Here is a 26885-nt window from a genome sequence, read left to right on the forward strand (position 1 = left end):
CTCCTCTGGTCGCAGTCTAGGGGTGTGGGTGGGGCTGGGGTTTCGAGGAGGGCTGGTCTGCCTCGGGTTCAGCGGACGACGACCGCCTGGAGCTCCCCCACAGGGAGGTCCCGGGAGTCGTCGATGTCGAGCGGGATCGTGCCGGAGTAGCCGATCGCAGACCAGTTGATCGCCCAGTGTGCGGTCGCCGTGACCCGGTAGCTGCCCTGCGGGAGGGAGGCCTTGGAGTAGGTGTGGCCGCAGGTGGGTGAGGGGGTACCCGGCTCGACCCCGACGGGGTACGGGGTCGTGGCCGAGCACCGGACGACCGCGCCATCCCCCATGGCGAAGGACAGCCCCACGCGACGGGCGTCCATCCGGATGGTGACGCCATAGCCGGACACGTTGGTGTTCACCTGCGTGGGGCCCTCCACCCACAACCACAGGGGATGTCCCACCACGGCCATGTTCCACTCGTTCACCGACGGGTCCGGGCCGACCTGTGGCACGGCATCGGGCAGTCGCAGCCGTGCCACCAGCGAGCGCACCACGGCCTCCACCTGGGCTCGCGTGGGCGGTGCCGGGGCCGCGGCGCCGCCGGCACCCGGAGCGGTCGGGTCGCCGGGAATCGACGGGAGGCACTCCGCCAGTTCCACGCCGGCGTTCCAGCACTCGGGGATGAAGGCTCGGGAGTACAGCGCGGCCGGCGCGTTGTTCTGGAGGGGGTCGTACTCAGGAAGCGGGGCGGGGGCGCCTCCGCCAGGGCCCCTCTTGAGAGTCTGGGTTGACCCGGCCGGGATGTCAGACTGTGAGGCACCATCCTGACCCGAACGGCTTCCCGAGGAAGTCTGCTTCTTTGCCTGCCAGCGAACGGTAGCGTCCCGCAGGCCAGCGTGCCCGGAAACTTCTTCTGCAAAGAGCGCAGGAGCTCCGTAGATGGTCAGAGTTCCCATGACCACCAGCACTCCAACACTGCGGCTCAGCACGTCACAACCTTCTTGAAACTCGAAGTGACAATCTTGAGCGCGTGCCCCTCGCGCGAAAAGTAGAAGCTGTACTCGAATGCCGCTCCTGGTGTCGGGGCAGTAACAGTCTCTGTCACGTAGTCCGCCTGAGTGCCATCCATGCATGCACGGAGCGTCGCGATCGACCCATTCTTTGAATCTTGCGGGCGAGGTTTCACCCAAACTATCGGCGCCGGCCCGGTGACTCGCTTGGCCTTGTCGCGCCGATCTAGCTCGATCAACTGGCGATTGAATTCCGTAAAGTCTCCGGTTGTCGTCGCTTCGAACTCCGACGTCATCTCGCGTAGATGCCAGTCGACTTCCTGCCTCTCAACTTCTGCTTGGTAGCGACGCAAGACCTCCTCCGCCTCTTCGTACAACGCCCTCTGCTCAGCCAACGACTCGAAGTCGGCCTGCGTACAAGGGAACGGCGTCGCACCGTCGAGCGGAACACAGACAGGGACGGTCGGGGTTGGGGTGGACGCCGCAGTCGGCGGCTGAGCCGGGGAACAACCGGCGAGGATCAGGAACCCGGCGAGCGGGATGACGGAACGAACGAAGATGGGCATGGGGTGCTCCTCGTTGGGGTCACCCCCAGCTTGCCATCCCCCGGTGGGGCCCCACCGACTGTCCACAGGGCGACGAGTCCGCGGGCGAGTTCTCCACAGGCACGCCATTGCACTGACCGTCGTTGGTGAGGCAGCCGACCCCGGAGTGGCCCCCCACGCGACCCGGTCTGAGGTTGAGCAACTCTCCCATCGACAGCGCAACCACCCGGTGCGACGATTGCGCCATGAATGCGGTTGCGCGGTTCTACACCGGCCCGGGGCAGCTCGTGGCAGGCATCACCGCAGCGCTGGACGCCGCCGGCCTGGACCGGGCCACGCTGCGCACGACCGACCTGGCGCCCTTGGATGAGTTCCACATCCGGGGTCGCGCAGCGTCCTTGGAAATCGCCGAGGCACTCGACCTCTCCACCGACTCCCACGTGCTCGACCTCGGCAGCGGCCTCGGGGGCCCGGCCAGGACGCTCGCCGAGGTGTCCGGGTGCCAGGTCACCGGCGTGGACATCACCCCGGAGTTCTGCGAGGTGGCCTCCCTCCTGTCGCAGTGGACGGGCCTGTCCGATCGCACCCACTTCCAGGTGGGGGACGCCACGGCCACCGGACTGCCCGACGCCACCATGGACGCCGCGTTCACCGTGCACGTGGCCATGAACATCCCCGACAAGCCGGCCCTCTACGCCGAGGCGTTCCGGGTGTTGAAGCCGGGGGGCAGGTTCGTCGTCTATGACGTGCTCCAGGGCGAAGGCGGTCCGGTCCGTTACCCGGTGCCCTGGGCCGAGGACCCCTCCACCAGCTTCCTCGCCACACCGGACGAGACAGGCGACATGCTCTCCGCGGCAGGGTTCGACGCCATCCGTGCGGTCGATTCCTCCGACGAGGGCCTCACGTGGTTCCAGCAGGTGCGGGCCCGGATCGAGAGCGAAGGACCGCCGCCCATCACCTTCGCGGCCTTCCTCGGGGACTCGTTCGGCACCATGGCCGCCAACCAGGTGGCGAACCTCGCCGAGCGACGCATCCGGACGGTGATGTTCAGCTGCGAACGCCCCCGGACGCCGCGGGTTTGAGGTGGTCGGCGCCGGCGGCTCGCGCCGGGATCACCCCCTGCGCCCCAGCTTGGGGACGAGGACGGGTGTGGCCTTCTTGTACGCCTCGTAGTCGGCCCGACCCTCCCACCTGGCTTCGGCCTTCTTCTCCACCAAGGGGACGCCGCTGACGCGGGTCAGGAGCAGGGTGACGAGCGCTGTGCGGTCGGTGGGCTCCATCGGTCCTCTCATGACGTGGACGGGGCAAACGCAGGTCTTTAGTCAAAACGGTTTGATTTTCCATTGGCTTGAGCTTACTCTCGAGTGGTCCACGGCGAAAGGCGCACCATGGCTCCCCCTTATCAACCAGAGGCGTTCGCGATGCAGGCGATCATCTTCAAGTCGAACGAGCTCGAGCGGGAGCTGGCGCGTCTGCTCGGAGTCAACGCAACGGACTACCGCGCCCTGTCCACCCTCCTGCAAATGCCTCGTGACAAGGCCGTCACGCTCTCAGCGCTGGGGACGGCGCTGGGTACGTCGGCGGCCACGACCTCCGCCCTGGTCGACCGGCTCGAGCGCGCCGGCTACGTGGTGCGGCGCCGGGGTGATGTCGACCGCCGCCAGGTGACCCTTGAGGCCACGCCTCTGGGGTGGACCCGGATCATGACGCTGATGCGCCCGCTCATGGACGACAGCGACGACTACCTCAAGACACTCACCCCGGAGGAACTCCGCGCCGTGGGCGCGTTCCTCCGCTTCATGAGCTGGTGCCTGAACGACCGGCTCGAGGCGCTCGCCGCCCTCGAGTCCGCCGAGTGATCCCCCACCCCGCACCGCACCGCACCGCCCACCGATTCGCCCAGGAGAACCCCATGCCCACCCCTTCCCTCTTCATCGACCGTCGGCGATCGTGGTTCGTCGCGCTCTTCTTCGTCCTCGTCGCAGGCCTGTTCATCGGCTTCATCCCGGAGGCCGAGCGTGACGCTTCCCCGACCGACTCCCTCGCCCAGGGCTTCGAGAGCACGCGCGTGGTCGACCTGTCGGGGCGCTTCCCCCAGGAGGGCGACGCCACGGCCCTGATCCTGTGGACGTCGGCCGACGGGACGGAGCTGACCGACGAGCAGGTCGCAGCAGCCCGCGAGTCGCTGCTCAGCCGCCTCCCCGCGGACGCCATCCCCGCAGGCCCGCCCCCCGGCGTGGGCGGTACGGACGCCGCAGGCCCGCCCCCCGGCGTCCCACCCCTGCCGATCGTGAGCGAGGATGGGACGGCCGCCTTCGGCACCATCAGCGTCGAGGCCGACTCCGCGACCGAGAACCGCGACGCCGTCGAGACCCTGCGCGCCGAGCTCCGCGCGGAGGCCGGCGAGGGCGTGGACGTGCAGGTGACCGGCCCCGCCGGCATCCGCGCAGACCTGGGTGCCGTCTTCACCGGGGCCAACGTCCGGCTGCTGGCCGCCACCGCCGCGGTGGTCGCCCTCCTCCTGCTGCTGACCTACCGCAGCCCGGTCCTGTGGATCATCCCGCTGCTCGTCGTCGGCCTGGCCGACCGGCTCGCTGCCATCCTGGCCACGCACACCCTTCGCCTCACCGGGGTGCCGTGGGACGAATCCACCGTCGGCGTCCTGTCCGTGCTGGTGTTCGGTGCGGGCACCAACTACGCCCTGCTCCTCATCTCGCGCTACCGCGACGAACTGCGGGGCACCGCGGATCGCTTCCAGGCGATGCGCACGTCACTGCGCCACTCCGGGGAGGCCGTGCTCACGAGCGCCTCCACCGTCGTGCTGGGCGTCCTGACCCTCCTGCTGTCCGTGTTCCCGGCCACCCGCGGCCTGGGCCTGGCCAGCGCGGTCGGCATCGTCATCGCCGCCGGGTACGCCCTCGTCGTGCTGCCGTCGGTGCTGGTCCTCTTCGGCCGCTGGGTGTTCTGGCCCCTGATCCCCCGCGTGGGGGACGCCGCGCTCGTCGACAGCGGCCGGTCGGTGTGGGCGCGGGTCGGCACCCAGGTGGCGCGCCGTCCCATCGCCTTCGTCGTGGCCAGCCTCGCGCTGCTCGCGGTCCTGGGTTCCGGCCTGTTCCGCATCGAGACCGGGCTGGGCCCGTCCGACCAGTTCCTGCGGAAGCCGGAGGCCATCGTCGCGCTGGACCGCCTCGGCGAGTCCTTCCCCGCGGGCCAGTCCGACCCCGCCCTCGTCATCACCGAGGACGACGGGGAGCGCGTCGCCGAGATCGCCGAGGGCGTGCCCGGCGTCGTGTCGGCCACCGTGGCCGGGACGGCGGACGAGCTCACCCAGGTGCGCGTCGTGCTCGAGCCCGAGCCGGGCAGCAATGAGGCGCGGCAGGTGGTGCGCGACCTCAGGGCGGCGTTCGACGGCCTCGAACCCACCTTCGTGGGCGGCACCGAGGCCCAGTCCGTCGACAGCCGGGACGGCGCGGCCCAGGACCAGCGCACGATCATCCCCCTCATCCTCGCCCTGGTGCTCGGCATCCTGGTCATCCTGCTGCGATCCCTCGTGGCGCCGCTCGTGCTCGTCGCGACCGTGCTGGGGACGTACGTGGCAGCGCTCGGCGCCTCGTGGGTGTTGTTCGTCCAGGTGCTCGGCTTCGAGCGACTCGATTCCAGCGTGCCCCTGCTGACCTTCCTGTTCCTGGTGGCACTGGGCATCGACTACAACATCTTCCTGGTCACGCGGGCCAGGGAGGAGGGCCGCTCGCACGGCAGCAAGCGCGGCATGCTGAGGGCCCTGACGGCGACCGGTGGCGTCATCACCAGCGCGGGCATCCTGCTGGCCGCGGTGTTCGCCGTGCTCGGCGTGCTGCCCCTGGTGGTGCTGGCCCAGATCGGCGTGGTGATCGGCGTCGGCGTCCTGCTCGACACCCTGCTGGTGCGGACCGTCCTCGTCCCCGCCATCGCCATCCTGCTCGGCGACGCGTTCTGGTGGCCGCGCCGGAACCAGCCGCGTCACGCGGTGGTCGCCGGGGCCGGGGACACGAACCGTGAGGTCACCCCCGAGGAGCGACCGGAGCGGGAGCCGGTGGCCTGACCCCGGGGCGGTTCCGGCGGCGGATCTCCCCGGTGAGGACCGTCGCGAAACTGCACCACACCGCGTAGGGCGCCAGGGCGAACACCCCGCTGCTCCCGGTTTGCCCTGCGCGGCGGGCCAGATCCCACGAACTGGCGGCCAGGAGGCCGGCGAGCGCCGTCGCCGGGCCGAGCCTGTGTGCCTTGAAGAAGACCCAACTCCACCCCTGGTTCAGCACCAGGTTCACCACGAGGGCCTTTCGGTACCGGTCTGCGGAGGACGAGGCCCCCTCGGCCTCGAGGTCCTCGATCACCTTGGCGCTGGCCACCGCGATGCTGGAGTAGAGAGCCATCCACACCAGGGGGAACACCCAGCCGGCGGGTTTCCAACGGGGCTTGTCCAGCGCTTGGTACCACGTCGAACGGGGATCGGTGGCGAGCGACCCCGACACGGCGGTGGCGGCCGTGAGTGTGCTCGTCAACGCCAGCGGCCGCTCGAGCCATTCCCTCATCGCCATGACGATCTCCTTCCGAGCGTGTCACGGCGGTCTTCGGGTGGCGCAGCGTCGTCGCCGCCCAGCGGTACCGGCGCGGCGTCGCGGGCATCGACCCCCAACGCACCGGCCAAACGCTCGGCCAGCATGCGGACGCTCCCCGCCGCATCGGTCAGGACCGACCTGCTCGGGATTCCACTCCCGTGCACCACCGCGTTCCGCAGCCGCCACATCCGCTCGAGTTCGCGGACGTCGTCCGGGTCGAGCAGGCCAGAGCCGGCGAGCACCTCCCCCCGCAGCGGATGGGAGCCCTGGTCCAGGGGCGGCAGGACGCGTCGGAGCGTTCTCTCCAATGTGATCCACTCCGACAAGAAAGTGGCTGCGACCTCGTGGTCGTGCCGATCGGCCGGCGGGTCGGGGAGGTCCCGTCCGCTCCGAGTCTCGACGACCTCCCCGTGGCGGCTCCCGCTTTGAGCCAGGATCGCGTTGATGACCTGTTCGGCCAGGGGCCGGCGATCAATGTCGCCGTGCAACTGCTGAAGGTAGGGCGCCACCCCGTGCGGGGTGCCGAGTCCCAGGCGACTGAGGAGTTCGAAGAGCAGGTCGACCCGCCCCAGACCCTCTTCGGGCACCGAGGTCAGGTGGTGTTCATCCTCGGCGAGTTGGACGAGGTGCGCGGCGAGGTCGTAGTGGGAGCGGAAGGGGCGGTGCAACTCACCCACCCGCTCCTGTCCGGCCGCCTGCAATTGCTCCAGTGCTATCTCCCCGGCGATGACGAGCCCGTTGAGTTGGTCCAGCAAGGCCAGTTCGCGCGCGGACAACCCGCCTTGGGTCGGCTTGTAGGCCAGGTCGTGCTCAACCTCGGCCCACCCGTGCATGAGGACGGAGGCCACCTGGATCTCGATGGTGGCGCCCGCCCGGCGCCCCGCCGGATCCTCCTCATCGCCGGGCAGGCGGACCCGGTAGTGCGTGGCGGCATAGCCGGAGAACTTCTTCAGGGCTGATGGCTGCCTCGCACTCGGGAACTCCCGTTCCGGTTCCACCTCCACGAAGTTCCGCTTGATGATGCTTCCGACCAACTCCCGGTCCCCGGGAAAGTACAGCGCCACGCGGACACCGGCCAGGTCGACCACGTCCTCGTACATGTCGTCGACGCACTGGTAGTCCTTGTCGAGCACACGCTTCCTCAGCTTCTCCTCGAGCCTGACGGGACTCTTGGCGCGGTGAGTGACGATGGCGCGCACACCGGCTTCCGCCAGGCTGCCCTCCAGGCGCGTCGCGGCCAGACGGGCCACCTCGGCGAAGAGGTCGAGTTCTTTCGTGTAGCGCTCGACGCACTGACGGATCAGGTCCATGTGACAGTCCCCTCATCGGGAGTTCCGCGAGACGTGAACAGAGTCGACGTGGGTACGACCATACCGGGGAGCCGAGAGGCGGTCTCCCCTGCCCGAGGGGCTGCCCTGGCCACCTCTCGCCCAGGACTGCCGGTGTGCACATCTCCGCGATCCTGGCGAAGATGGCGAGCAAGAAGTACGCGATCGAGTTCGCCGAGGACGCTGCCTGACTCGACACCCGCGGTCGACCGAGCGGATGGGCCCCGGCCGGATCGGCAAGCGCAGCCGGACGCCACCACCGGGTGAAGGGACACGGAGCCGGGGACCCATGCGTTGGGTGGGCCCCCGGCTCCCGAGCGGATGGGTTAGACGAGCGTGTAGCCGCCGTCGACCACCACGTCACTCCCGGTCGTGTACGAGGCAGCAGGGCTGGTCAAGTACAGCAAGGCGGGGACCAGCTCGTTGGGATCGGCCATGCGTCCCATGGGAAACAGGGGCTCCCAAGCCGCGCGGAGGTCGTCGGGCGTGTCCGTCGACATTGGCGTGGCGACGTACCCGGGGCTCAGCGCGTTCACCCGGATGCCCGTGCCCACCAACTCGTAGGCGAGCGAACGTGAGAGATGGATCAAGCCGGCCTTGGAGGCGTTGTAGGACGCCTGCATCTGCGGCGTGTTCACGATCGTGCCCGAGATGGAGGCGACATTGATGATGGAGCCCGGCGTACCTGCGGCCTTCATGCTGGCCGCCACCACGCGAGCGGTGATGAACGGACCGGTCAGGTTGGTGTCGACGACGCTCCGGAAGTCGGCCACCGTCCCCTCGAAGGAGGTCTGATGGATGCAGGTGCCAGCGTTGTTGACCAGGACACGGATCGGGCCGAGCCTGCGCTCCACTTCGGCGACCGCCCCCTTCACCGACTCCTCATCGGTCACGTCACAGGGAACCCAGACCCCGCGGCGTCCGGCCGCCTCGACGAGGGCGACCGTGTCCTCGGCCGAGCCCCGGGACAGGATGGCGACATCGCTGCCGGCCTTCGCCAAGGCCTCGGCGAGCACCTGCCCGATTCCCCGGCCACCGCCCGTGACGATCGACACCGCCTCGTCGAGGCCGAACAACTGGTTGAGGTACACGATCGGGCTCCTCAGCGCCCACCCAGGCCGCGCGCGCCCGGCACCACGACGCGCTTGAGACCGCCGTCCGCGACTGGGGCAGCGAGCGCTGTCTCCACCTCGTCCAATCCGTAGCGCTCGGTGACGAGGGCATCGAGTTCGATGAGACCGGCTTCGAGCATCCGGATGGCCACAGGCCAGGTCTGCGTGTAGCGGAAGATGCCGGTAACGCTCAATTCCCGCATCGTCACGGCCCCGACGGGCAGGGGGAGGGTGTCAGCACCCATGCCGACCAGCACCACGACGCCGTCGGGTCTGGTGCGGTTGATGCCGTCCACGATGGCCGGTGTGGCGCCCGAGCAATCGATGAAATTGTCGAACGTGCGGCCCCCCAGCGCGGCCGGGTCGAGCGACTCGGTCGCGTAACGGGCGGCGATGTCGCGGCGGGTCAGGTTGGTGTCGGTGATCACGATCTCCGTGGCGCCATACACCCTGGCCACCTGCGCCGTGATGATGCCGATGGGCCCTCCGCCGGCGATGAGGAGCGACGAACCTGGCGTCACCTTGGCCTTGCGGATCGAGGCGATGCCCACGCTGAGCGGCTCGATGAGCCCCGCGGCGTCGTCGCTGATGGAATCGGACACGGTGAAGGCGAAGTCGGCTTGGATCGTCACGTACTCGCAGAACGCGCCGTCGATCGGGGGGGTGGCGTAGAACTCCATGGACGGGCACAGGTTGTAGCGGCCGCTGCGGCAGTACTCACACACGCGGCAGCAGCGTTGAGGCTCGATCGCGACGCGCTCACCAACACGATCGGCGGGGACACCCTCGCCAACAGCCACGATGGTGCCGCCTGCCTCGTGGCCCAGGATGAGAGGCGCCTCGACGACGAAGTCACCGATGCGTCCCTCCTTGTAGTAGTGCACGTCGGAGCCGCAAACCCCGACGCTGCCCACCTTGATGAGTACCTCGTCGGCGGCGGGCTTGGGCGTCTGGCGCTCTTCGAGCACGATGCGACGATCCGGCGTCAGGACGCTGGCCCACATCGTCTCCGGGTACTGCTGGGACATTCTCATTCCGTTCGTTCGAGTCAGGTTTGGGGGATGGGGCGTGGCGGGCGGCACCACGAAGCGGATGCCGCCCGCCTCGGGCGGCCCTACTTGAGCAGGCCGGCCTTCTTGTACATGTCGATGTACTGGTCGACGTTGGTGGCATCGATGACCGGGTTGTCGATGTTGTCGTCGACCTGGGTCTCCTTGCCGGTGAGCAGGTCATGCACCGCCTTGATGTTGAGCTGTGCGAGGGTGCCTGCGGCTTGCAGGGTCGTGGCCTTCATCTTGCCGCTCTTGATCAGCAGGGTGGCCTCGGGGGTGCCGTCAACGCCGTAGGCGAGGATGCCGCCCAGGTCACCCTTCGTCCCCGCCGCCTCGAGTGCGCCAGCTGCCATGTTGTCGTTCATCGAGATGATGGCGTCGATCTTGCCGTTGGCGACGATCCAGTCCTCCATCATGCGCATCGCCTCGTCCTTGTTCCAGTTGGCGATGTTCTCGGCGACGATCTGCACGTCGGGGCGCTTGGCGAAGAACTCGCTCGCCCATGCCTTGCGACGCTCAGTCGCGTGGAAGTTGCCGGCCGGACCGTTGAGTACGACCACCCGAGCGTTCTGGGGCACGTCGTTCACGGCACGCTGGGCGACGACCGCGCCCTGGTCGTACGGGTTGGCGTCCACCGAGGAGGCACCCTGGATGTCCGAGACGCGGGGGTTGGTGGTGATCGTCTTGATGTTCGCGGCGACGACCTTCTCGATGTAGGGCCGCTGGGCCTCGCCGTTGTTGGGCTGCACGATGACGGCGTCAAAGCGGTTCGCGATCGCGTTCTCGATCATGGTGTTCTGCTTCTCGTCGTTGGCCTCGCCATCGAAAACCTCGAGCTTCATGTCGGGGTACTTCGCCGCTTCGGCCTTCATCTCGTTGGCGAGCCACGCCGCGAACGAGTCAGCCTGGGCCCGGGCGATGTACGCGACCCGGTACTGCTTGGCTCCGCTGGAGGCGTTGGACGCGGCCGGGGTTCCGGAGGCGGCGCACGAGGTGAGCGCCAGGGCCGCTGCGATGGTTGTGACGAGGCCGGCGACCATGCGACGGTGCTTGAACATGTTGGGTTCCTTCGTGGTTGTGGGTTGCTGGAGTGGCAGGCGCGCCCTTCGGGTGCTCTGCTCTAGGCATTGCGGGATGGAGCTTCTCAGCCCTTCACTGGACTGACAGATGCCCCTGTAGGCGGGCTGCCGTCCACACTTGAGGACGTCTGGTGCGGAGGCCCCTCCTTGAGGATGACCCGGGTCTTCTTGCCCTTCTTGCTGGCGATGTCGTAGATGACCGCGATCGCGATGATCGCGCCCTTGGTGATCTGTTGGACGTACGAGTCGACACCGGTCAGATTCATGATGTTGTTCAGCAGGCCGATGATGAAGGAACCCGCGAGGGTACCCATCGTCGTGCCGATGCCGCCGGTGAAGCTGGTGCCGCCGACGATGGCGGACGTCAGGCCCTCCATCTCGTAGCCGACCGCGCCGTTCGGCAGACCGGCGTTGACACGCGACATGAACAGGACTCCCGCCAGGCCCACCAGCAGGCCGTTCAGGATGTAGGCCTGATACTTCGTCCTGATCACGTTGATGCCGGACGCCCGGGCAGCGGCCTCGTTGCCTCCGATGGCGTAAAGGGCACGGCCGTACTTGGTCTGGGTCATCAGGTACCAGACGATGGCGGTGACACCAACGAGGAAGAGGACGGGGATCGGGATGGGACCGAGGGACCCTTGGCCGAGCTTCGTGTAGTCACCCAGCTGCAGGATGTTCTGGCCCTTGGTGTAGAGGAGCACCGCACCGCGAGCCACCATCGCCATGGCAAGCGTCGCGATGAAGGGAGGCGTGTTGAAGTTGGCCACCATGACGGCATTGATGATGTTGCACGCCACCCCGATCAGCAGGGCGACGGCGACCGCCAGCCACATGCTGCCCGTGGCTTTGAACGTGACCACCGACAGCACACCCGCCAGGGCCAGGACCGATCCGGCAGAGAGGTCGATCATCCCGCAGACGATGAGCATCATCGCGCCGAAGGCCAGGATGGTGGTCACCGCCAGCTGGCGCGGGATGTTGACGAGGTTCGCCTCGGTGAGGAAGTTCGGGCTCAGGAACGATGATGCAACAATCATCAGGAACAGGATGATGTAGATCGAGTAGCGCTGCAGGTCGATCTTTTCGCGCAGTGAACGCATTGTTTTCACCTCCTCCCCTTCAGTCGATCTCTGCCATGGCGAGCCTCAGGATGCGCTCCTGGCTGAACTCGCCTCGCGCGAGTTCGCCGGTGAGGCGCCCTTGGCTCATCACGTAGATGCGGTCACACATCCCGATGAGTTCGGGGAGTTCGGATGAGATCATCAGGATGCCTTTCCCTTGGCTGGCCAGATCGGTCATGAGTCGGTAGATCTCGAACTTGGCGCCGACGTCGACGCCGCGGGTCGGTTCATCGAGGAGCAGCACGTGGGGGTCGGTCAGCATCCATTTGGCGAGAAGCACCTTCTGCTGGTTGCCTCCCGACAGCGAGGCGATCGCGGTCTCGAGGCTGGGGGTCTTGACGTTCATGCGCTTGAAGTAGCTCGCGACGATGTCGCGCTCGACCTTCGGGTGGTTGAGCCCACGGAAGATGACCTTCCCGAGGCTCGACAGGGTCGCGTTGAGCTTGACGCTCAGCATCGGGATGATGCCCGCCAGCCGCCTGTCCTCCGGCAGCATGGCGACCCCCCTCTTGATCGCCTTGGCGGGAGTGGCCCCGTTCAGGATTTCGCCACGGACGAGCACCTCGCCGCTGTCGTGGCCGGCCAAGCCGAACATCGTCTCGACGAGCTCGCTGCGTCCGGCTCCCACGAGGCCGGCCAGACCGACGATCTCCCCTTCGCGCACGTGCAGGTTGACGTCCGTGAACGTGTCTGCCCGGTGCAGGTCACGCACCTCCAGAACCACGTCCCCGAGCGGGAGTTCCTCCTTGGGGAACTGGTTGTCGAGCCGGCGCCCCACCATGCGGGCGATGACGGTGTCGAGGTCCAGGTCCTTGGCGCGATCGGTGCTCACGACCTCGCCGTCTCGCAGGACCGTGATGTCGTCAGCGATCTGGAAGACCTCGTCCATCTTGTGGGAGATGTAGATGATCGACACCCCCCGCTCTCGCAGGGTGGCGATCTTCTCGAACAGCGCGACGACCTCGCGGTGGGCGATGGCCGACGTGGGCTCGTCCATGATGATGACGTCGGCCTTGTGGTAGACCGCGCGCAGGATCTCCAGCATCTGGATGTCGGACACGGTGAGCGTGTTGAGCTTCTGGTCCGGCGAGTAGGGCAGCCCCTCGGCGGCGAGCAGCTCGCGCGTTTCACGCCGGACGCGGCCCCAGTCGATGCGACCCGCCTTCAGGGGCAGGCGTCCGAGGAACAGGTTCTCCGCCACAGTGATGTGGGGGACGTAATTGAGCTCCTGGGCGATCATCGCGATGCCCAAGTCGTGTGCCTGAATCGGATTCCTGATGGTCACCTGGTGGCCGTCGAGGTAGATGCGGCCAGCATCGGGCTGGTACAGCCCGTTGATGATCTTCATGAGTGTCGACTTGCCGGCCCCGTTCTCCCCGCAGAGCGCGTGGACGGTGCCGCGACGCACCTCGAAGCTCACGTTGCTGAGGGCCCGGACGCCCGGGAACGACTTCTCGATGTTCTCGACGCGCAGCTTGGTGTCAGTCATGTGACTCTCCTCCTTCGGTCACGCGCGCTCGGACACCAGGGGGCAGACCTCCTGGTATCGCTCCTGGATGAAGGGGAGGTGCTCCCCCACGAACTGTGACGAGAGACGGGGCACCCAGGCGGGCGGCTGCTCCGCGCCTGACAGCACCCAGGCCGCTTGGCGGGCAGCGCCGTCAGCGACGTACTCGCCGTGCTCCGGCACGGTCACGGGCAGGTCGAGGACCAGCGGCGCGATGCGCCGGACGGCGTCGCTGCGCGCCCCGCCCCCGATCAGACGGACACACGAGACCGGGACACCCAGGGCCCGCATGGCGCGGATGCCCTCGCCGACGCCGCAGAGCATGCCCTCCACAGCCGCCCGGGCCAGGTTGGCGGGGCTCATGTTCCCCAGCCGGACGCCATGAATCGCCCCCGCCGCGTTCGGCAGATTCGGCGTCCGCTCCCCCTCGAGGTAGGGGATGACGACCAAGCCCTCGGCGCCGGGTGGCGCCGACAGCGCCAACTCGCTGAAGCCGCGGTGGTCGACGCCCAGCAGGTCGGCGAAGACGTCGACGACGCGCGAAGCGTTCAGGGTGCAGACGAGGGGCAGGTACTGACCAGCCGCGTCGGCGAACCCTGCCACCAGCCCGGAAGGGTCGTGCGTGGGCGCTGCCGAGACAAGGGACACCACTCCGGACGTTCCGATCGACATGGCCACGTCGCCCGGACGCAGATCGAGCCCGAGTGCCGCACCGGCGTTGTCCCCCGCCCCGGCACCCAGGACCATCTCACGGCCGTCGATGACGACCCGGCCCGCCTCCTCGCGGTGGCCGACCACGGCCGGTAGCGTCAACTGCTGTTTCGACCCCATGGCCAGCTCGAGGATGTCGGGGCAGTAGGTGTTCGTGACGGGGTCGAAGTAGCCGGTTCCCGAGGCGTCCGAACGATCGGTGACGAGTGCGTCGATCGGGGCGTCACCCCTGAGGCGCCAGCTGAGCCAGTCGTGCGGCAGCGCGATGGCGGCTGTTCGCTTCATGTTGGCCGGTTCGTGGCGAGCCATCCACCGCAGCTTCGTGACGGTGAAGGAGGCAACCGGCACGACGCAGACGCGATCCGCCCACTGCTGGGCCCCGCGGTCGGCGTCCCCCGCACCGAGGTCGTTGATCAGGTCGTCGGCGTCCTGCCCGGACCGGGTGTCGTTCCACAGGATGGCATCGCGGACAACCTTGCCCGCCTCGTCGAGGGCCACCATGCCGTGCTGCTGACCCGCCACCGCGATGGCGGAGACGTCCGAGAGGCCGCCGGCCTGCCGGGATGCCTCCTTGAAGGCACGCCACCACACCTCAGGGTCGATCTCCGTCCCTGCTGTGTGACGCGCGACGCCGGAGCGCACCAGCGCACCCGTGTCGGCATCGTGGATCATCACCTTGCACGACTGAGTCGAGGAATCGACACCAGCCACCAACGTCCGCCCCATCGCAGAACCTCTCGTACAATCCAACTAGTTTGTTGCTGGCCACAACTTACGACGCGACGTAGGACGTGTCAAGACTGAGCGTAGATCAGGCCCCACCACCCCTCGAACCCGCACTCAGCGGTCGTGACGGCTAAGCCAAAGAGGAGCGTATTCTGCGTACCGCACAACTAAGATGGGTGGCCGGCCAAACGGTTGGGGTCGATACACTCGCTAACCAAGGAGGAGACACTGATGTTTCCAGCGCTGATCGTCGACACCGGCACGACCGACGCCGGTGCGCCCCGTGGAGGAGGCGTGCGGACCGAAATGGTGCGCCGCCACAACCTCGCACTCCTCGCCGCCGCGGCCGTGACGTCCGTAGATCCGCGCTGCAGGGCCGACTTGGCGCAGGCGACAGGGTTGAATCGCTCAACCGTCACGCGCCTCATCGAACACCTGATCACCCACGGCATCCTCGTGGAAAGGGGAACGCGGAGCCAGGGGAGCGGGCGTCCGTCGGTGCCGCTGCACCCTGCCCCGCACACACACGTGGCCATCGGGGCCGAGATCACCTCGGACGCATTCGAGGTGTGCGTCGTCGACTTGACCGGCGCCATCCTGAGCGAACACTACGAAGAGCTTCCCCAGAGCCGTCGAGGCTCAGAGTCGGTCCTCGACCACGTCGGAGCCACGTTCGCCCGCCTTGCGCAACAGATCAAGGCGGCCCAGATGAATCTGGTGGGCATCGCATGCGGTATCCCCGGGCTGCTCAACCGAGCGCAGGGCAAGCTACTGGCGGCGCCCAATCTGGGGTGGTGGGATGTCGACGTCCTCAGCCAAGTCCGACCGCACGTCGCCCCAGATGTCTCGTTGGTGTTCGACAACTCGGCCACACTCGCTGCCTTCGCCGAGCGCATGGCCAGGCGCCGGTCCGATCGGCCCATCGACGACTTCGTCTACGTCACGGGGTCCACCGGCCTCGGCTCGGCCTTGGTACGGAACGGCGAGATCGTCACCGGCTCGCGCGGATGGGCTGGCGAGTTGGGCCACATCGTGGTGACCGACTCACACGCACCGTGCTCTTGTGGCGCGACCGGCTGCCTTGAAACCGTAGTCGGGCGGCAGGCACTCTTGACGGCCGCCGGGCTCGATGCCAGGACTCCCGTAGGAAAGCTGTTTGCAGCGCTGCACCGCAATGATCGGCGCGCACTGCAGGCGGTGCACAATGCGGGCGTCCACCTCGGTCGCGGGTTGGCCGCTTACCTCAACCTGTGCGACAGCCCCGCCGTCGTCCTCGGCGGCTTGCTGGAACAGTTGTTCCCGCACATCGAGGAACCACTCCGCCGCGAGTTGGCCAGTCGCCAACTGAGCAGTCGATGGGCGCCCACCGAGATCAGCCGCGCCATTGCCGGACCGCACGCGGTCAGCGTCGGGGCGGGGTGGCGGGTCCTGCTCAGCTTCCTGAACGATCCCGACCGGTGGCGTGAACCCGCCCCCGAAGCACTGGCCTACTACTCGGTGACCGAGACCCCAGAAACCGTCATCACCTGAATGAGCAAGTGCCGGGACGGGCAGTCGAACGGGTGGGCGGGCCACGCTTCAGGACGCCACACACTCGACCCGTCCACGTACGTGACGGATCTGAAGGATGGTCCGCCCCCCGTCGCGCCGGCGTCCTTCGCCGCCCACTCCCACGGGTGGTGGATGGATCGCCGGGGTTGATGAGGCTCAGGGTCGCCCAAGCTGGCCAAGTCGTTGATGCATCTCTCGGGGGAGGCCCACGGCTGCGTCCAGAATCGCCCGGACCTTCAGCTGACCCGGCCGCCCCGGGCCCACTGCGCGACCGAGACCCAGCAGGAAGCCAGCGGCGCAAAAAGCCCCCCAGGCTGTCACCTGGGGGGCTATCGCGCGCTTGGAGGGACTCGAACCCCCAACCTTCTGATCCGTAGTCAGATGCTCTATCCATTAAGCTACAAGCGCATCGGCCAGCGACCGAGTCGTTACTTTACCCTCTCCGGCCGCCGACCGCCAATCCGGACCACGCGTACGGCAACAATCCCCTCCCCGTGAGCCCCCACGCCTCCCCCGAGGCCCGCTCGCGCCGGCAGCCGGCGACCCCGCTCGAGGCGTCCGGACCCGCCACGCCTTCGGCGAAGCCGACGCCGGCCTGGCAACCTGACGCAACCAAGCTTATTAGTTATTTAAACCACTTGACCTAGGGGGCTGGCCAGTGTAGTGCCCGGTCACATCGTTTGTGTGAAAAGCGCGCAGTTGGTGCACGATGAAGGCAGAGGAACTTGGTCAAAGAAGCCCCGGAGTCTCTCCGTCGGCCGCACGCAAAGGAGCACTATGACCGTCGAGACCATCCCGAACAACGCGCCCGCCCACGCCCCGGCAGACCTCGTCGCCTGGGTCGAGGACGTCGCCGCTCTCACCAAGCCGGACGCCATCCACTGGGTCGACGGCTCCGAGGCTGAGCGCGACCGCCTGAACCAGCAGCTCGTCGACTCCGGGGTGTTCATCAAGCTGAACGAGGAGAAGCGTCCGAACTCCTACCTCGCTCGTTCCGCCCCCTCCGACGTCGCACGTGTCGAGTCGCGCACCTACATCTGCTCCGAGAAGGAGGAGGACGCCGGCCCCACAAACAACTGGGCCGAACCGAACCAGATGCGCGCCATCCTCAACGAACGCTTCGACGGCGCGATGCGTGGCCGCACGATGTTCGTCATCCCCTTCTCGATGGGCCCCCTCGACGGCGACATCTCGCAGCTGGGCGTCGAGATCTCCGACTCCGAGTACGTCGTCCTCAACATGCGCATCATGACTCGCATGGGCTCCGAGGCGCTCGACCGGATCGCCAAGGGTGCCCCGTGGGTCAAGGCCCTGCACTCGGTCGGGTACCCGCTGGTGGACGCCCTGGGCAACCAGCGCGACGACGTCGCCTGGCCGTGCAACGACGACAAGTACATCACCCACTTCCCCGAGACCAACGAGATCATCTCCTACGGCTCCGGCTACGGCGGCAACGCGCTGCTGGGCAAGAAGTGCTTCGCCCTCCGCATCGCGTCGACGATGGCCCGCCGCGATGGCTGGATGGCCGAGCACATGCTCATCCTCAAGCTCACCCGCGAGGCCGACAACAAGGAGCTCTACCTGACCGCGGCGTTCCCGAGCGCCTGCGGCAAGACCAACCTGGCCATGCTCCAGCCCACGATCCCCGGCCTGAAGGTCGAGACGGTCGGCGACGACATCGCCTGGATGCGCCCCGGTTCCGACGGCCGCCTCTACGCCATCAACCCCGAGGCCGGCTTCTTCGGCGTCGCCCCCGGCACCTCCATGAAGACCAACCCGATCGCGCTGAAGTCGCTCGCCCACGACGTGATCTTCACCAACGTGGCGCTGACCGACGACGGCGACGTCTGGTGGGAGGGCATGACCGACGAGAAGCCGGCGCACCTCATCGACTGGAAGGGCCGCGACTGGACCCCCGAGTCCACCGAGCCCGCCGCGCACCCGAACTCGCGCTTCACCGTCAGCGCCGACCAGGCCGAGACCATCGCCCCGAACTGGGAGGACCCGGCCGGCGTCCCCGTCGACATCATCCTGTTCGGCGGACGCCGCGCGTCCAACGTGCCGCTGGTCGCCGAGGCCTACGACTGGGAGCACGGCGTCTTCATCGGCGCCACCGTCTCCTCGGAACAGACGGCCGCCGCTGAGGGTTCGGTCGGCTCGCTGCGCCGCGACCCCTTCGCGATGCTCCCCTTCTGCGGCTACAACATGGCCGACTACTGGCAGCACTGGCTCGACATGGGCAAGGTCCTCGGCGACAAGGCCCCGAAGATCTTCCAGGTCAACTGGTTCCGCAAGGACGAGAACGGCAAGTTCCTGTGGCCGGGCTTCGGCGACAACAGCCGTCCCATCGAGTGGGCGATCAAGCGCGTGCTCGGCGAGGTCGAAGCCGTCCCGGCGATCTCCGGCCAGCTGCCCAAGAAGGGTGACCTCAACGTCGACGGCCTCGCCATCGACGAGACCAGCCTGGACAAGATCTTCACCCTCGACGCCGAGGCGTGGGCGAAGGAGGCCGACCTGACCGAGGAGTACTTCAAGCAGTTCGGTCACAAGCTGCCCCAAGCCCTCAAGGACCAGCTCGACCACCTGCGCGATCGGATCGACCCCTCCTCCGACGCCGCTCGCTGATCCACCGGCTGATCAACCGAAGGCCCGGCCCCCTGTGTGGGGCCGGGCCTTCGGCGTCCGGCGCGGGGCGGGCCGTGCTGTCAGCTCTCGGGTCGCTTCTTCGCCTTGTGCAGCGCCCGGGCCAGGGCCCGGGCACGAATACCGCTGGCGGTCATGGGCTCCGCCGCGGCCGCGCCCATCGCCGAGCGGTCCACCGGCTTGGGTACCGGCCCGGGCGACGGGGACGCCGCCAGCCGCGATGCGCGCGGCGGCTGCCCCGGGAACGCTGCCGGGGGCTCACCGAACGCCCGCTGGGCCTGGGCGACGACGGCGCGCGCCTGGATCGACTCACCACCGGCCGCCAGCACCACCGCCAGACCGGTGTCGACGGCGGCACCGACGAGCCGGCCGACCAGCGGGTTCCCCACCCTCGGCAGCGACACCAACCGGCGCGCCCACGCCGCCCCCGATCCGGAGCCGACCACCGCCGAGGTGGCCAGCCGGGCCCCCTCATCGCCGAGCAGCACCGCCACGAGCAGCGCCTTGCGGCGATCGGGGTCGTCCAGGTTCACGCCGTGGAGGCGTGCCAACGCCAGCAGATAGACCATCGTGCGGTCGAGCGATGCCATCGGCTCCGGGCGCAGCGCCCCGACGACGCCTCCCACTCGTCCCGGCACGGCACGCACTCCCGCATCCGTCGCCTGCTGGCGCAGGTACCAGCCGTTCAACACCCGGATCGCCTCCGCGGGCGTCCGGTCCTCCCCGGACGACCCTCCGCGCACCACGCGGACGACGTCCGCGACGGCGTCCGCGTGTTCGGTGGCGACCCGCGTCAGCGTGCGGTCGAGCTCGTCGTAGCTGGCCATGGGGTCACGCTATCGGGCGTTGCCCGACATCGGCCGCCGAGAGCCGATGCTCCATGAGCACCACCTGGTAGGGATTCCACGTCGACAACGTGTAACGCAGCACGAGGTCGTCGCCGTCCAGGCGTGCGCCGTAGAAGTACGGGGCATAGGCGGCGCCGGTGGCGTCCCGCTGGCCGCGGAAGATGCGGTCCCCGACGGGGTCCGTGCCGTCGGCAACTGCCTTGATGAACCGCGCATAGGGGTCGTCGAACCACATGCCGCGGGCGACCCAGTCCAGGAGCCGCCGCCGCGGCGACCACGGGCCCCAGGGGTTCTGGGCCGTCCGCAACGTGACGGCGAGCCCGATCGGGTCCCCCGGGCCGGAGGCCGCGAGCAGCAGGAACCTCCCCACCTCGGGGACCCACCTCACCGACAACTCGCCGAACGCCCCCGGCTGGAGCAGCGGGCGGGCGTCCGCCTCGCGCTCCGACCACACGGGCTCGCCGTCGGTCAGGCCGGCGAAGTAGCGGACGCCCTCGGTGATGGTCCGGCGGTCGAGGCGTCCGAGCAGGGGGAACACGCGTCCCGGCCACGCCGCGACGCCCCGGCCCCCCGCGAGGGTGGCACGCACCGCGTCCGATCGGGGGTCGAGGACGGCCAGGCGCAGGTCGCCCGCGCGGTACGGGCCGGAACCGAACACCAGCAGAACCTCACCCTCCCCGCCGTAGCCGGGCAGGGACGCCGCGGGTACCGGCTGCACGGACACGTTGAGGAAGTACCGCCTGGAGAAGGTCCCCAGGTGGTCGAAGGCGACACCCCGCAGCCGTGCCCGCGGATTGATCGTGAGCGCCGGGTCGGCGGCCCGGGTGAGGACCGAGCGCCCCATCACCTGCCCGCCGGCGAAGTGGTTCGAGGTGAAGAACGCGTGGAAGTCCCCGTCGAGGGAGAACCCGTCCAGCGGGACGTCGTACTCACGCATCGTCACGCCCCCGCCGCGCACCACCAGCGGTGCGCCGTGGAACACCACCCGTGGCAGCCCGGGCACGCTCCCCTCCTCGGAGAGGACCTCCGCGATCGAGTCGCGCGTCGTGAGCCACGGGCGGCGGTCCCAGTGGGTGTCGCCGAACAGCAGGAAGTCGCGCCCGCGGTGGTGCACGTGCACGCCGAGGTCGGTCCCGAGCACGCCGGACGTCGTCCGGGACCGGCTGAGCGTCGACCGCCGCCCGCCCTCGCGGACCGGCTGGCTGTCCGCCTCCCCCGAGACCTGGGCGAGCTTGGTGGAGTCCCGGGGATCGACCACGAAGGGTTGGGTGTCGTGCAGCCGCAGGCAGTTCACGCGCAACCACCCGTTCGTGGGAGTCCGGCGGTGCTGGAACACCGATCCCTCCTCCGCGGTCACGGCCTGCACCCCACCGCGTGATCCGGCCACCAGCGCGACCCCGTCGATGCGGCCGGCTCCCCAGGTGAGCGTCGCGTGCGGCGCCCCCTCCCGCCCCCGGACGCGGTACGTCGCCACCACGCCCGCGCGCGGCACGGCGACCAGCCAAGCGGCGCCGTCCGCGACCAGGGCGGCGGGGGCACTGGGGACACCCAGGAGGCGGACGCCCCGGCGCCACGCCCCGGAGCGGGTGCGCTCCCAGAGGTGGAGCCCGGGGTCGCCCCCTTCACCCACCTGGACCAGCAACCCCACCGAGCCTCCCCGAACGGCCAGCGCCGGCGCAGAAGCACCCTCGACGGCGTGGTCCACCTGCCAGCGACCCTCCCGCAGTCGCCACACGGTCACGCCCCCCGCGTCCGCCACGGCCAGGACGACGTCACCGCGCACCGCGACGGCGCTGACCACGCGGCCCGGGACGGCCCATCCGCGCGACCCCCAGGTGGCGGGGTCGAGGGTGTGACCGTCCTCGGTCGCCCGGCGCGGGGCCGCGGATCGGATGTGGTGGGCGATGCCGCCGGGCTCGGGCACGAACGCGTTGAGGGCAGCTCCGGTGACCACGATCGCGCCGGGAGCCGTGGCGTCCGGACTGACGAGGTCACCGCGCGCCCAGCCGCGGTCGGGGCGGTCCTGGGCGCGCTCGTAGTGGCGGACGCCGCCGTCGGGGTCGCGGACGAGGGCGTGGAGCAGGCCGGGCGCGAGGAGACCGGTGACCCCGGACCGCCCGGGCCGCGGCGCGACGGCGAGTGCGGTGGGTCCGATCGCGGGGGGCAGGGCGTCGAGGGGCACGGGTCGCACTGTAGTGAGTCCCCCAGACAGGACGAGGGCCCGGACGCGACGAACGCCCGGACCACGGATCCGGGCGTTCACGCGGCGGAGGTGGCGGGATTTGAACCCGCGATGGGGTTAACCCCCAAACCCGCTTAGCAGGCGGGCGCCATAGACCGGACTAGGCGACACCTCCTCGACCGATCCGCAAGCCTACCGGTCGCCCAGCCGCTCGGCAAAAGGGCACACCGGCGACGAGTATGCTCGCGGGATAAACGCTGGGATGGAGGCACCCCCGATGACCGGGCCCAACGACCGCGAGCACCCCCACGAGGCGGTGTACGCAGCCGCGCGCGGCTCCTCCCCCGCCAGCGGACGCCCTGGCTCCGAGCGACCCCATCGCCCGCGGCGGGTGGTGATGGCCCGCACCTTCGGGGGCTCGCTCGGCTGGGCCGCCGCTGGCACGATCGTGCCGGGGTTGGGGCTGCTGCGGACGCGCGCCCGCCCGGTGGGGATCGTCCTGCTCTCCATCGCCCTCCTCGCCACCGCCTTCGTGATCGTGGGGGCCCTCTTCGCCCGCACTGAGGCGCTGTCGTTCCTGGTCATGCCGGGAGTCCTGACGGCCGTGTGGGTGGGGGTGGCCGTCTTCGCCGTTCTGTGGGCCGGCAGCATCGCCGCCACCCACCTCATGCTGCGCCCCTCGAACCCGACCTGGGGGCAGCGCCTGGTGGGCTCGCTGGCCATCGGGCTCCTCGCCCTGGGCGTCACCGCGCCGTCGTTCTTCGCGGCCCGGTCGATCCGCGACACCGCGGTCATGGTCGACAGCGTGTTCGGCAGCGAGGGAGCCACGCCCGCGGGTGGGGACGACCAACCGTTCGGCACCGTGACCGACCCGTGGGCCCGCAAGCAGCGCCTGAACCTGCTCATCCTCGGCGGTGATGCGGGCGCCGACCGCACCGGGACCCGCACCGACACCGTGATCCTCGCCTCGATCGACACCGCCACGGGCAACACGGTGCTGTTCTCGCTGCCCCGGCAGACGGCGCGCATGCCGTTCCCACCCGGATCCCCGCTGGCCAAGAAGTTCCCCCACGGATTCACCGCCGGTGACCCGCTCGACCAGAACTACGCGCTCAATGCGATCTACGACGCCGTCCCCCGGCTCGCCGACCCGGGCACGTTCGACAAGGCCGAGGATCCGGGCGCGGAGGCCCTCAAGCAGTCGGTGGGTGAGGCCCTGGGCCTCCCGGTCGACTACTACGCGATGGTCAACATGGAAGGGTTCGTCGAGTTCGTGGACGCCCTCGGTGGCATCACGGTGAACGTGAACGTCCCGATCCCGGTGGGGGGCAAGAACCCCACCCACCTCGGGGGCAACGACGGCTTCCCGCCGGACCGCTGGCTCGTCCCCGGTCCCTACCAGCACCTCAACGGCCAGGACGCCCTCTGGTTCGCGCGCGGCCGCTACCAGACCGACGACTACGCCCGGATGTCCCGGCAGCGCTGCGTGATCCAGGCCGTGGTCCAGCAGGCCCAGCCGACCAAGGTGCTGGCCAACTACGAGGCGCTCACCAGGGCCGGCAGCAACATCGTCGCCACGGACATGCCCAACAAGCAACTCCCCGCCATGGTCATGCTCGGCCTGCGCGTCAAGGACGCGACGATGACGTCGGTGTCCTTCCAGAACGACAAGGACGGCTTCTCCACGACCAGCCCCGACTGGACCCTGGTGCGGGAGCGCGTCCAATCGGCGATCAAGCCGCCGACGCCGGCCCCGACCGCCGCGCCCGGGACGACCGCCCCCGGGGCCACAGCCACGCCGGCCCCCTCCCCCACGGCCGCGGTCAGGCCGGGACCCAGCACGTCCACCCCGGCGTCCGCGTCACCCGAACCCTCGGCTCCGGCCTCGGTCGTGGACGAGTGCGCCTACAACCCCCAGCCGTTCCCGGAGGGCAACGGCTGATCGGGGGCCTTGGCCGAGCCTTCGCTCAGCCTTGCCAGACGTGGTAGCCGCGGTTGTCGTCCAAGCGCCTGCTGATCGCCGAGGCGATCGCGTGGAGCTGGGGCGTCTGGCCACCCGGCGCCACCAGGTGGACGCGCGCGTCGTCGCCCTGGTGCAGCGTGATGCGGCCCGGGGAGGCGGTCACGCGGGTCACGTCCTCCCACGTGCCGGTCCGGACGCCCGACGGGCCGTCCACCCGGTAGCCGGACCGGGTCAGTGCCACCAGCACCCGCTGGCGACGGGACGCGGTGAGCGCAGCCACCACGAGGACGACGGCACCCACGATGAACACGAGTCCGAGGATGATGAGCAGGGTCTGCCACTGCGCGGGCGCCGGGATCACCGCCACGATCGCTCCGACGACCGCGAGGGCCGCCGCCACCGCGAAGGCCCGCACCGGCGGGCGGGAGGTGATGACGAACTGGTCCGTTTCCTCTGCTGCCACGCGGCGAGAGTGGGATTCGAACCCACGGAGGGTTGCCCCTCGGCCGCTTTCAAGGCGGCTGCACTAGTCCACTATGCGATCTCGCCAGATCGGGTTCATCCTACCCAAGGTGCCCCGTCCCGCTGGGTTTGACCGCGGCCCACCCAACCCGTGCTGCATTTTGTGTCGGCAGAACTGGTCATGATGGGGGTACTTCGCCCACACAAAATGCAACACATTAGGGTGGGGCCATGCGCGCCGTGACCACCACCGAAGCCGGAGGGCCCGAGGTCCTCCTGATCAGCGACGTCGAGGCCCCCGTGGCCGGGCGGGGTGAATTGCTCATCCGCACCGTGGCCGCGGGCGTGAACCGTGCGGACGTCCTGCAGCGACAGGGGCACTACCCGCCCCCGAAGGGCATCAGCGACATCATCGGGCTGGAGGTCTCCGGGCACGTCGAGGCCGTCGGCGACGCCGTGGAGGGGTGGAGAGTCGGTGACCCCTGCGTCGCCCTGCTCGCCGGCGGCGGCTACGCCGAGTTGGTGGTCGTGCCCGCCGGCCAGGCCATCGCTCCGCCGCGGGGCGTCGACCTGATCACCGCGGCCGGCCTCATCGAGGTGGCCGCGACCGTGGTGTCGAACGCCACCCATGCGCACCTGCACCCGGGCGAGACGATCCTCGTCCACGGCGGCACGGGCGGGATCGGCTCGTTCGCCATCCAGTACGCCAAGTCCATCGGCTGCCGCGTCGCGACCACGGCCGGCTCGAGCGAGAAACTGCAGCTCTGCCGTGAACTCGGTGCCGACATCGCGCTGGACTACCACGACGACTGGGCCACCCAGCTCAGGGAGGCGACGCAGGGCAAGGGTGTCGACGTGATCCTCGACATCATGGGCGCCAAGTACCTCGAGCCCAACGTCCGGTCGCTCGCCCGTGGCGGACGCCTCGTCGTCATCGGCCTGCAGGGTGGCGTCAAGGGTGAGCTCAACCTCAACGCCCTGCTCACCAAGGGGGCGACCGTCACCGCGACCTCGCTCCGGTTCCGCCCCGTGAACGAGAAGTGCGCGATCGTGGCGCGGGTCGCCGCCGAGGTGTGGCCGCTCATCAACGAGGGCACGATCAGGCTGGCGCGCGAGACCCGGTTCCCGGTCGACCAGGTCCGCGAGGCCCACGAATTACTGGCCAGCGGCAACAATGTGGGGAAGATCATCCTGACCTTCTAGTCTTCTGCGGTGAACTTCACTGCGTATGCCGACATCTGGCGCCTGCCGGCCGTGCGGCAGGCGGTCCTGTTGGGCGCACTCGGGAAGGCGCCGTGGTTCGGTGCGGGAGTGGTGCTCACCCTGCACGTCGTCGGGTCGCTCGGCCAGACGTACGCCAGCGCGGGGCTGCTCACCGCCGTGTTCACCCTCGCGATCGCGCTCGCCTCGCCGCTGCGCGGTCGCCTCCTCGACACCGTGGGGCTGCGCCGGACGCTCGCTCCCAGCATCGCGCTGCTCCCGGTGGCCTTCCTGGCCGCGCCGTTCCTCTCGTACTGGCCCCTTCTCTTCGTCATGGGCGGGGTCGGCCTGCTCGCGGTGCCGTGGTTCGTCCTCACCCGGCAACTCATGCTCGCGGCCGTCCCGCCGACGCAACGGCGCGCGGCCCTCGCGCTCGACTCGGTGGTCACCGAGATGGCGTTCATGGCGGGGCCCACGATCGGCATCCTGCTCGCCACCTCGTGGGACACCGGCTGGACCCTCGCGATCCTCGCCCTCCTCTCCGTCGCCGCGGCGGCGCTCTTGGCGTTCCTGAACCCGGCGCTCGTCTCCGAGAAGCCGGACGCCTCCGCCCAGATCGGGGCCCCCGACGGGGATTCCCCCGCGGACCCCACCCGTGGGGGCATGCGGTCCTGGCTGACGGGACCGGTCATCGCCACCTTCGTGGCGACCCTGGCCACGTCGTTCATGCTGGCCGGCACCGACCTCGCGATGGTCGCGGCGGCGCGCTCGCTCGAGGCGGCCTCCGCCCTGGCGATCCTGATCGTGGTGTGGGGTTTCGGCTCCCTGGTCGGCGGCCTGCTCTTCGGCGGCCTCCCCCACGGGAGGCTCGGCATCACCCACCTGATCATCGGGTTGGCCGCCACGACCACGCTCGCGGCCCTGGGCACCAACCTCTGGCTGCTGGCCGCCCTCCTCGGCCTCGCCGGGCTCTTCTGCGCGCCCACCCTCGCCGCCACCGGCGAGCGGCTCGGCGACCTCGTGCCGGACACGTCGCGCGGCGAGGCGTTCGGTTGGTCCGGGACGATGGCCACCGCCGGGAACGCCATCGCCCCACCGGTCGTCGGCTACGTGCTCGACACGTGGGGCTGGCAGCTGGGCTTCATCACCACCGGGTTGTGCGGCCTCGCCCTGGCTGCGCTCGGCTGGGTGGCGCTCCAGGTCGGACGCCGGGGCGTCCGGCGTGTGCGGGCCCGGCGGGAGGACGCCGCGGTCTGAGGCCCGCCGGG

Annotated in this window: 22 protein-coding genes and 3 tRNA genes; 8 read left to right on the top strand and 17 right to left on the bottom strand. The window is 69.4% G+C overall.

The window, feature by feature from the left end; all coding sequences use genetic code 11:
• Positions 1-68 precede the first annotated feature (68 nt).
• Positions 69-635: a hypothetical protein gene (locus AC5YDA_RS06530; RefSeq protein WP_496189769.1), complete on the bottom strand. Its 567-nt coding sequence runs from the start codon at positions 633-635 to the stop codon at positions 69-71.
• A gap of 323 nt (positions 636-958) precedes the next feature.
• Entirely contained in the window at positions 959-1552 is a 594-nt protein-coding gene (locus AC5YDA_RS06535; protein ID WP_496189770.1) for a hypothetical protein, read from the bottom strand.
• A gap of 224 nt (positions 1553-1776) precedes the next feature.
• Between AC5YDA_RS06535 and AC5YDA_RS06540 the strand changes: the two genes are divergently transcribed.
• A complete protein-coding gene (locus tag AC5YDA_RS06540; RefSeq protein WP_496189771.1) occupies positions 1777-2613 on the top strand; it encodes a class I SAM-dependent methyltransferase in 837 nt (278 codons plus the stop codon).
• A gap of 30 nt (positions 2614-2643) precedes the next feature.
• On the opposite strand, the gene AC5YDA_RS06545 is transcribed toward AC5YDA_RS06540, so the two are convergent.
• Positions 2644-2811, bottom strand: coding sequence for a DUF1295 domain-containing protein (locus tag AC5YDA_RS06545; protein WP_496189772.1), 168 nt, complete (start codon positions 2809-2811; stop codon positions 2644-2646).
• A gap of 108 nt (positions 2812-2919) precedes the next feature.
• On the opposite strand from AC5YDA_RS06545, the gene AC5YDA_RS06550 reads away from it, so the two are divergent.
• Together AC5YDA_RS06550 and AC5YDA_RS06555 are read left to right on the top strand one after the other, a co-directional pair.
• Entirely contained in the window at positions 2920-3390 is a 471-nt protein-coding gene (locus tag AC5YDA_RS06550) for a MarR family winged helix-turn-helix transcriptional regulator (protein WP_496189773.1), read from the top strand.
• A 53-nt stretch (positions 3391-3443) separates the two neighbouring features.
• Positions 3444-5612 carry an MMPL family transporter gene (locus AC5YDA_RS06555; protein ID WP_496189774.1) on the top strand — a complete coding sequence of 723 codons (2169 nt, stop codon included), beginning with the start codon at positions 3444-3446 and terminating at the stop codon, positions 5610-5612.
• Here the strand turns inward: AC5YDA_RS06555 and AC5YDA_RS06560 are convergent.
• The 8 genes from AC5YDA_RS06560 to xylB all read right to left on the bottom strand — a co-directional run bounded on the left by AC5YDA_RS06560 (position 5572) and on the right by xylB (position 14768).
• Positions 5572-6108: a TspO/MBR family protein gene (locus AC5YDA_RS06560; RefSeq protein ID WP_496189775.1), complete on the bottom strand. Its 537-nt coding sequence runs from the start codon at positions 6106-6108 to the stop codon at positions 5572-5574. The genes AC5YDA_RS06555 and AC5YDA_RS06560 overlap by 41 nt on opposite strands.
• Positions 6099-7439: a GTP pyrophosphokinase gene (locus AC5YDA_RS06565; RefSeq protein WP_496189776.1), complete on the bottom strand. Its 1341-nt coding sequence runs from the start codon at positions 7437-7439 to the stop codon at positions 6099-6101. Before AC5YDA_RS06565 ends, AC5YDA_RS06560 begins: the two co-directional genes overlap by 10 nt.
• Positions 7440-7783: 344 nt before the next feature.
• Entirely contained in the window at positions 7784-8548 is a 765-nt protein-coding gene (locus tag AC5YDA_RS06570; RefSeq protein ID WP_496189777.1) for an SDR family oxidoreductase, read from the bottom strand.
• An 11-nt stretch (positions 8549-8559) separates the two neighbouring features.
• Positions 8560-9597 (bottom strand): NAD(P)-dependent alcohol dehydrogenase, encoded by a 1038-nt coding sequence (locus AC5YDA_RS06575; protein ID WP_496189778.1) that lies wholly within the window; start codon positions 9595-9597, stop codon positions 8560-8562.
• Positions 9598-9683: 86 nt separating this feature from the next.
• Positions 9684-10679: a sugar ABC transporter substrate-binding protein gene (locus tag AC5YDA_RS06580; protein WP_496189779.1), complete on the bottom strand. Its 996-nt coding sequence runs from the start codon at positions 10677-10679 to the stop codon at positions 9684-9686.
• Between the two features lie 86 nt (positions 10680-10765).
• Entirely contained in the window at positions 10766-11803 is a 1038-nt protein-coding gene (locus tag AC5YDA_RS06585) for an ABC transporter permease (protein ID WP_496189780.1), read from the bottom strand.
• Between the two features lie 19 nt (positions 11804-11822).
• On the bottom strand, positions 11823-13313 hold the full coding sequence (locus tag AC5YDA_RS06590) for a sugar ABC transporter ATP-binding protein (protein WP_496189781.1): 1491 nt from the start codon (positions 13311-13313) through the stop codon (positions 11823-11825).
• A gap of 18 nt (positions 13314-13331) precedes the next feature.
• Positions 13332-14768: a xylulokinase gene (xylB, locus tag AC5YDA_RS06595; RefSeq protein WP_496189782.1), complete on the bottom strand. Its 1437-nt coding sequence runs from the start codon at positions 14766-14768 to the stop codon at positions 13332-13334.
• 306 nt (positions 14769-15074) lie between these two features.
• On the opposite strand from xylB, the gene AC5YDA_RS06600 reads away from it, so the two are divergent.
• Positions 15075-16298 carry an ROK family protein gene (locus tag AC5YDA_RS06600; RefSeq protein ID WP_496192911.1) on the top strand — a complete coding sequence of 408 codons (1224 nt, stop codon included), beginning with the start codon at positions 15075-15077 and terminating at the stop codon, positions 16296-16298.
• 356 nt (positions 16299-16654) lie between these two features.
• Here the strand turns inward: AC5YDA_RS06600 and AC5YDA_RS06605 are convergent.
• Positions 16655-16727: transfer RNA gene (locus AC5YDA_RS06605), tRNA-Arg, on the bottom strand.
• Positions 16728-17096: 369 nt separating this feature from the next.
• Between AC5YDA_RS06605 and AC5YDA_RS06610 the strand changes: the two genes are divergently transcribed.
• A complete protein-coding gene (locus tag AC5YDA_RS06610) occupies positions 17097-18944 on the top strand; it encodes a phosphoenolpyruvate carboxykinase (GTP) (RefSeq protein WP_496189784.1) in 1848 nt (615 codons plus the stop codon).
• Positions 18945-19024: 80 nt separating this feature from the next.
• Here AC5YDA_RS06610 and AC5YDA_RS06615 read toward each other — a convergent pair whose 3' ends face one another.
• The 3 genes from AC5YDA_RS06615 to AC5YDA_RS06625 form a co-directional block, all read right to left on the bottom strand.
• Positions 19025-19789 carry a hypothetical protein gene (locus AC5YDA_RS06615; RefSeq protein ID WP_496189785.1) on the bottom strand — a complete coding sequence of 255 codons (765 nt, stop codon included), beginning with the start codon at positions 19787-19789 and terminating at the stop codon, positions 19025-19027.
• A gap of 4 nt (positions 19790-19793) precedes the next feature.
• Complete coding sequence (locus tag AC5YDA_RS06620; protein ID WP_496189786.1) at positions 19794-21992, bottom strand: DUF4185 domain-containing protein; 2199 nt, start codon at positions 21990-21992, stop codon at positions 19794-19796.
• Positions 21993-22077: 85 nt separating this feature from the next.
• Positions 22078-22167 (bottom strand) — tRNA-Ser (locus AC5YDA_RS06625).
• Positions 22168-22269: 102 nt separating this feature from the next.
• On the opposite strand from AC5YDA_RS06625, the gene AC5YDA_RS06630 reads away from it, so the two are divergent.
• Positions 22270-23934, top strand: coding sequence for an LCP family protein (locus AC5YDA_RS06630; protein ID WP_496189787.1), 1665 nt, complete (start codon positions 22270-22272; stop codon positions 23932-23934).
• A gap of 25 nt (positions 23935-23959) precedes the next feature.
• Here AC5YDA_RS06630 and AC5YDA_RS06635 read toward each other — a convergent pair whose 3' ends face one another.
• Both AC5YDA_RS06635 and AC5YDA_RS06640 read right to left on the bottom strand, forming a co-directional pair.
• The gene (locus AC5YDA_RS06635; protein WP_496189788.1) at positions 23960-24418 is read right to left on the bottom strand and encodes a hypothetical protein; all 459 of its coding nucleotides are present in this window, start codon (positions 24416-24418) and stop codon (positions 23960-23962) included.
• A 1-nt stretch (position 24419) separates the two neighbouring features.
• Positions 24420-24504, bottom strand: a tRNA-Ser gene (locus AC5YDA_RS06640).
• Between the two features lie 144 nt (positions 24505-24648).
• Here AC5YDA_RS06640 and AC5YDA_RS06645 point away from each other — a divergent pair.
• The gene (locus tag AC5YDA_RS06645; protein ID WP_496189789.1) at positions 24649-25620 is read left to right on the top strand and encodes an NAD(P)H-quinone oxidoreductase; all 972 of its coding nucleotides are present in this window, start codon (positions 24649-24651) and stop codon (positions 25618-25620) included.
• A gap of 9 nt (positions 25621-25629) precedes the next feature.
• The gene (locus AC5YDA_RS06650) at positions 25630-26874 is read left to right on the top strand and encodes an MFS transporter (RefSeq protein ID WP_496189790.1); all 1245 of its coding nucleotides are present in this window, start codon (positions 25630-25632) and stop codon (positions 26872-26874) included.
• Positions 26875-26885 lie beyond the last annotated feature (11 nt).

Source organism: Propioniciclava sp. LT294 (genome assembly GCF_059516005.1).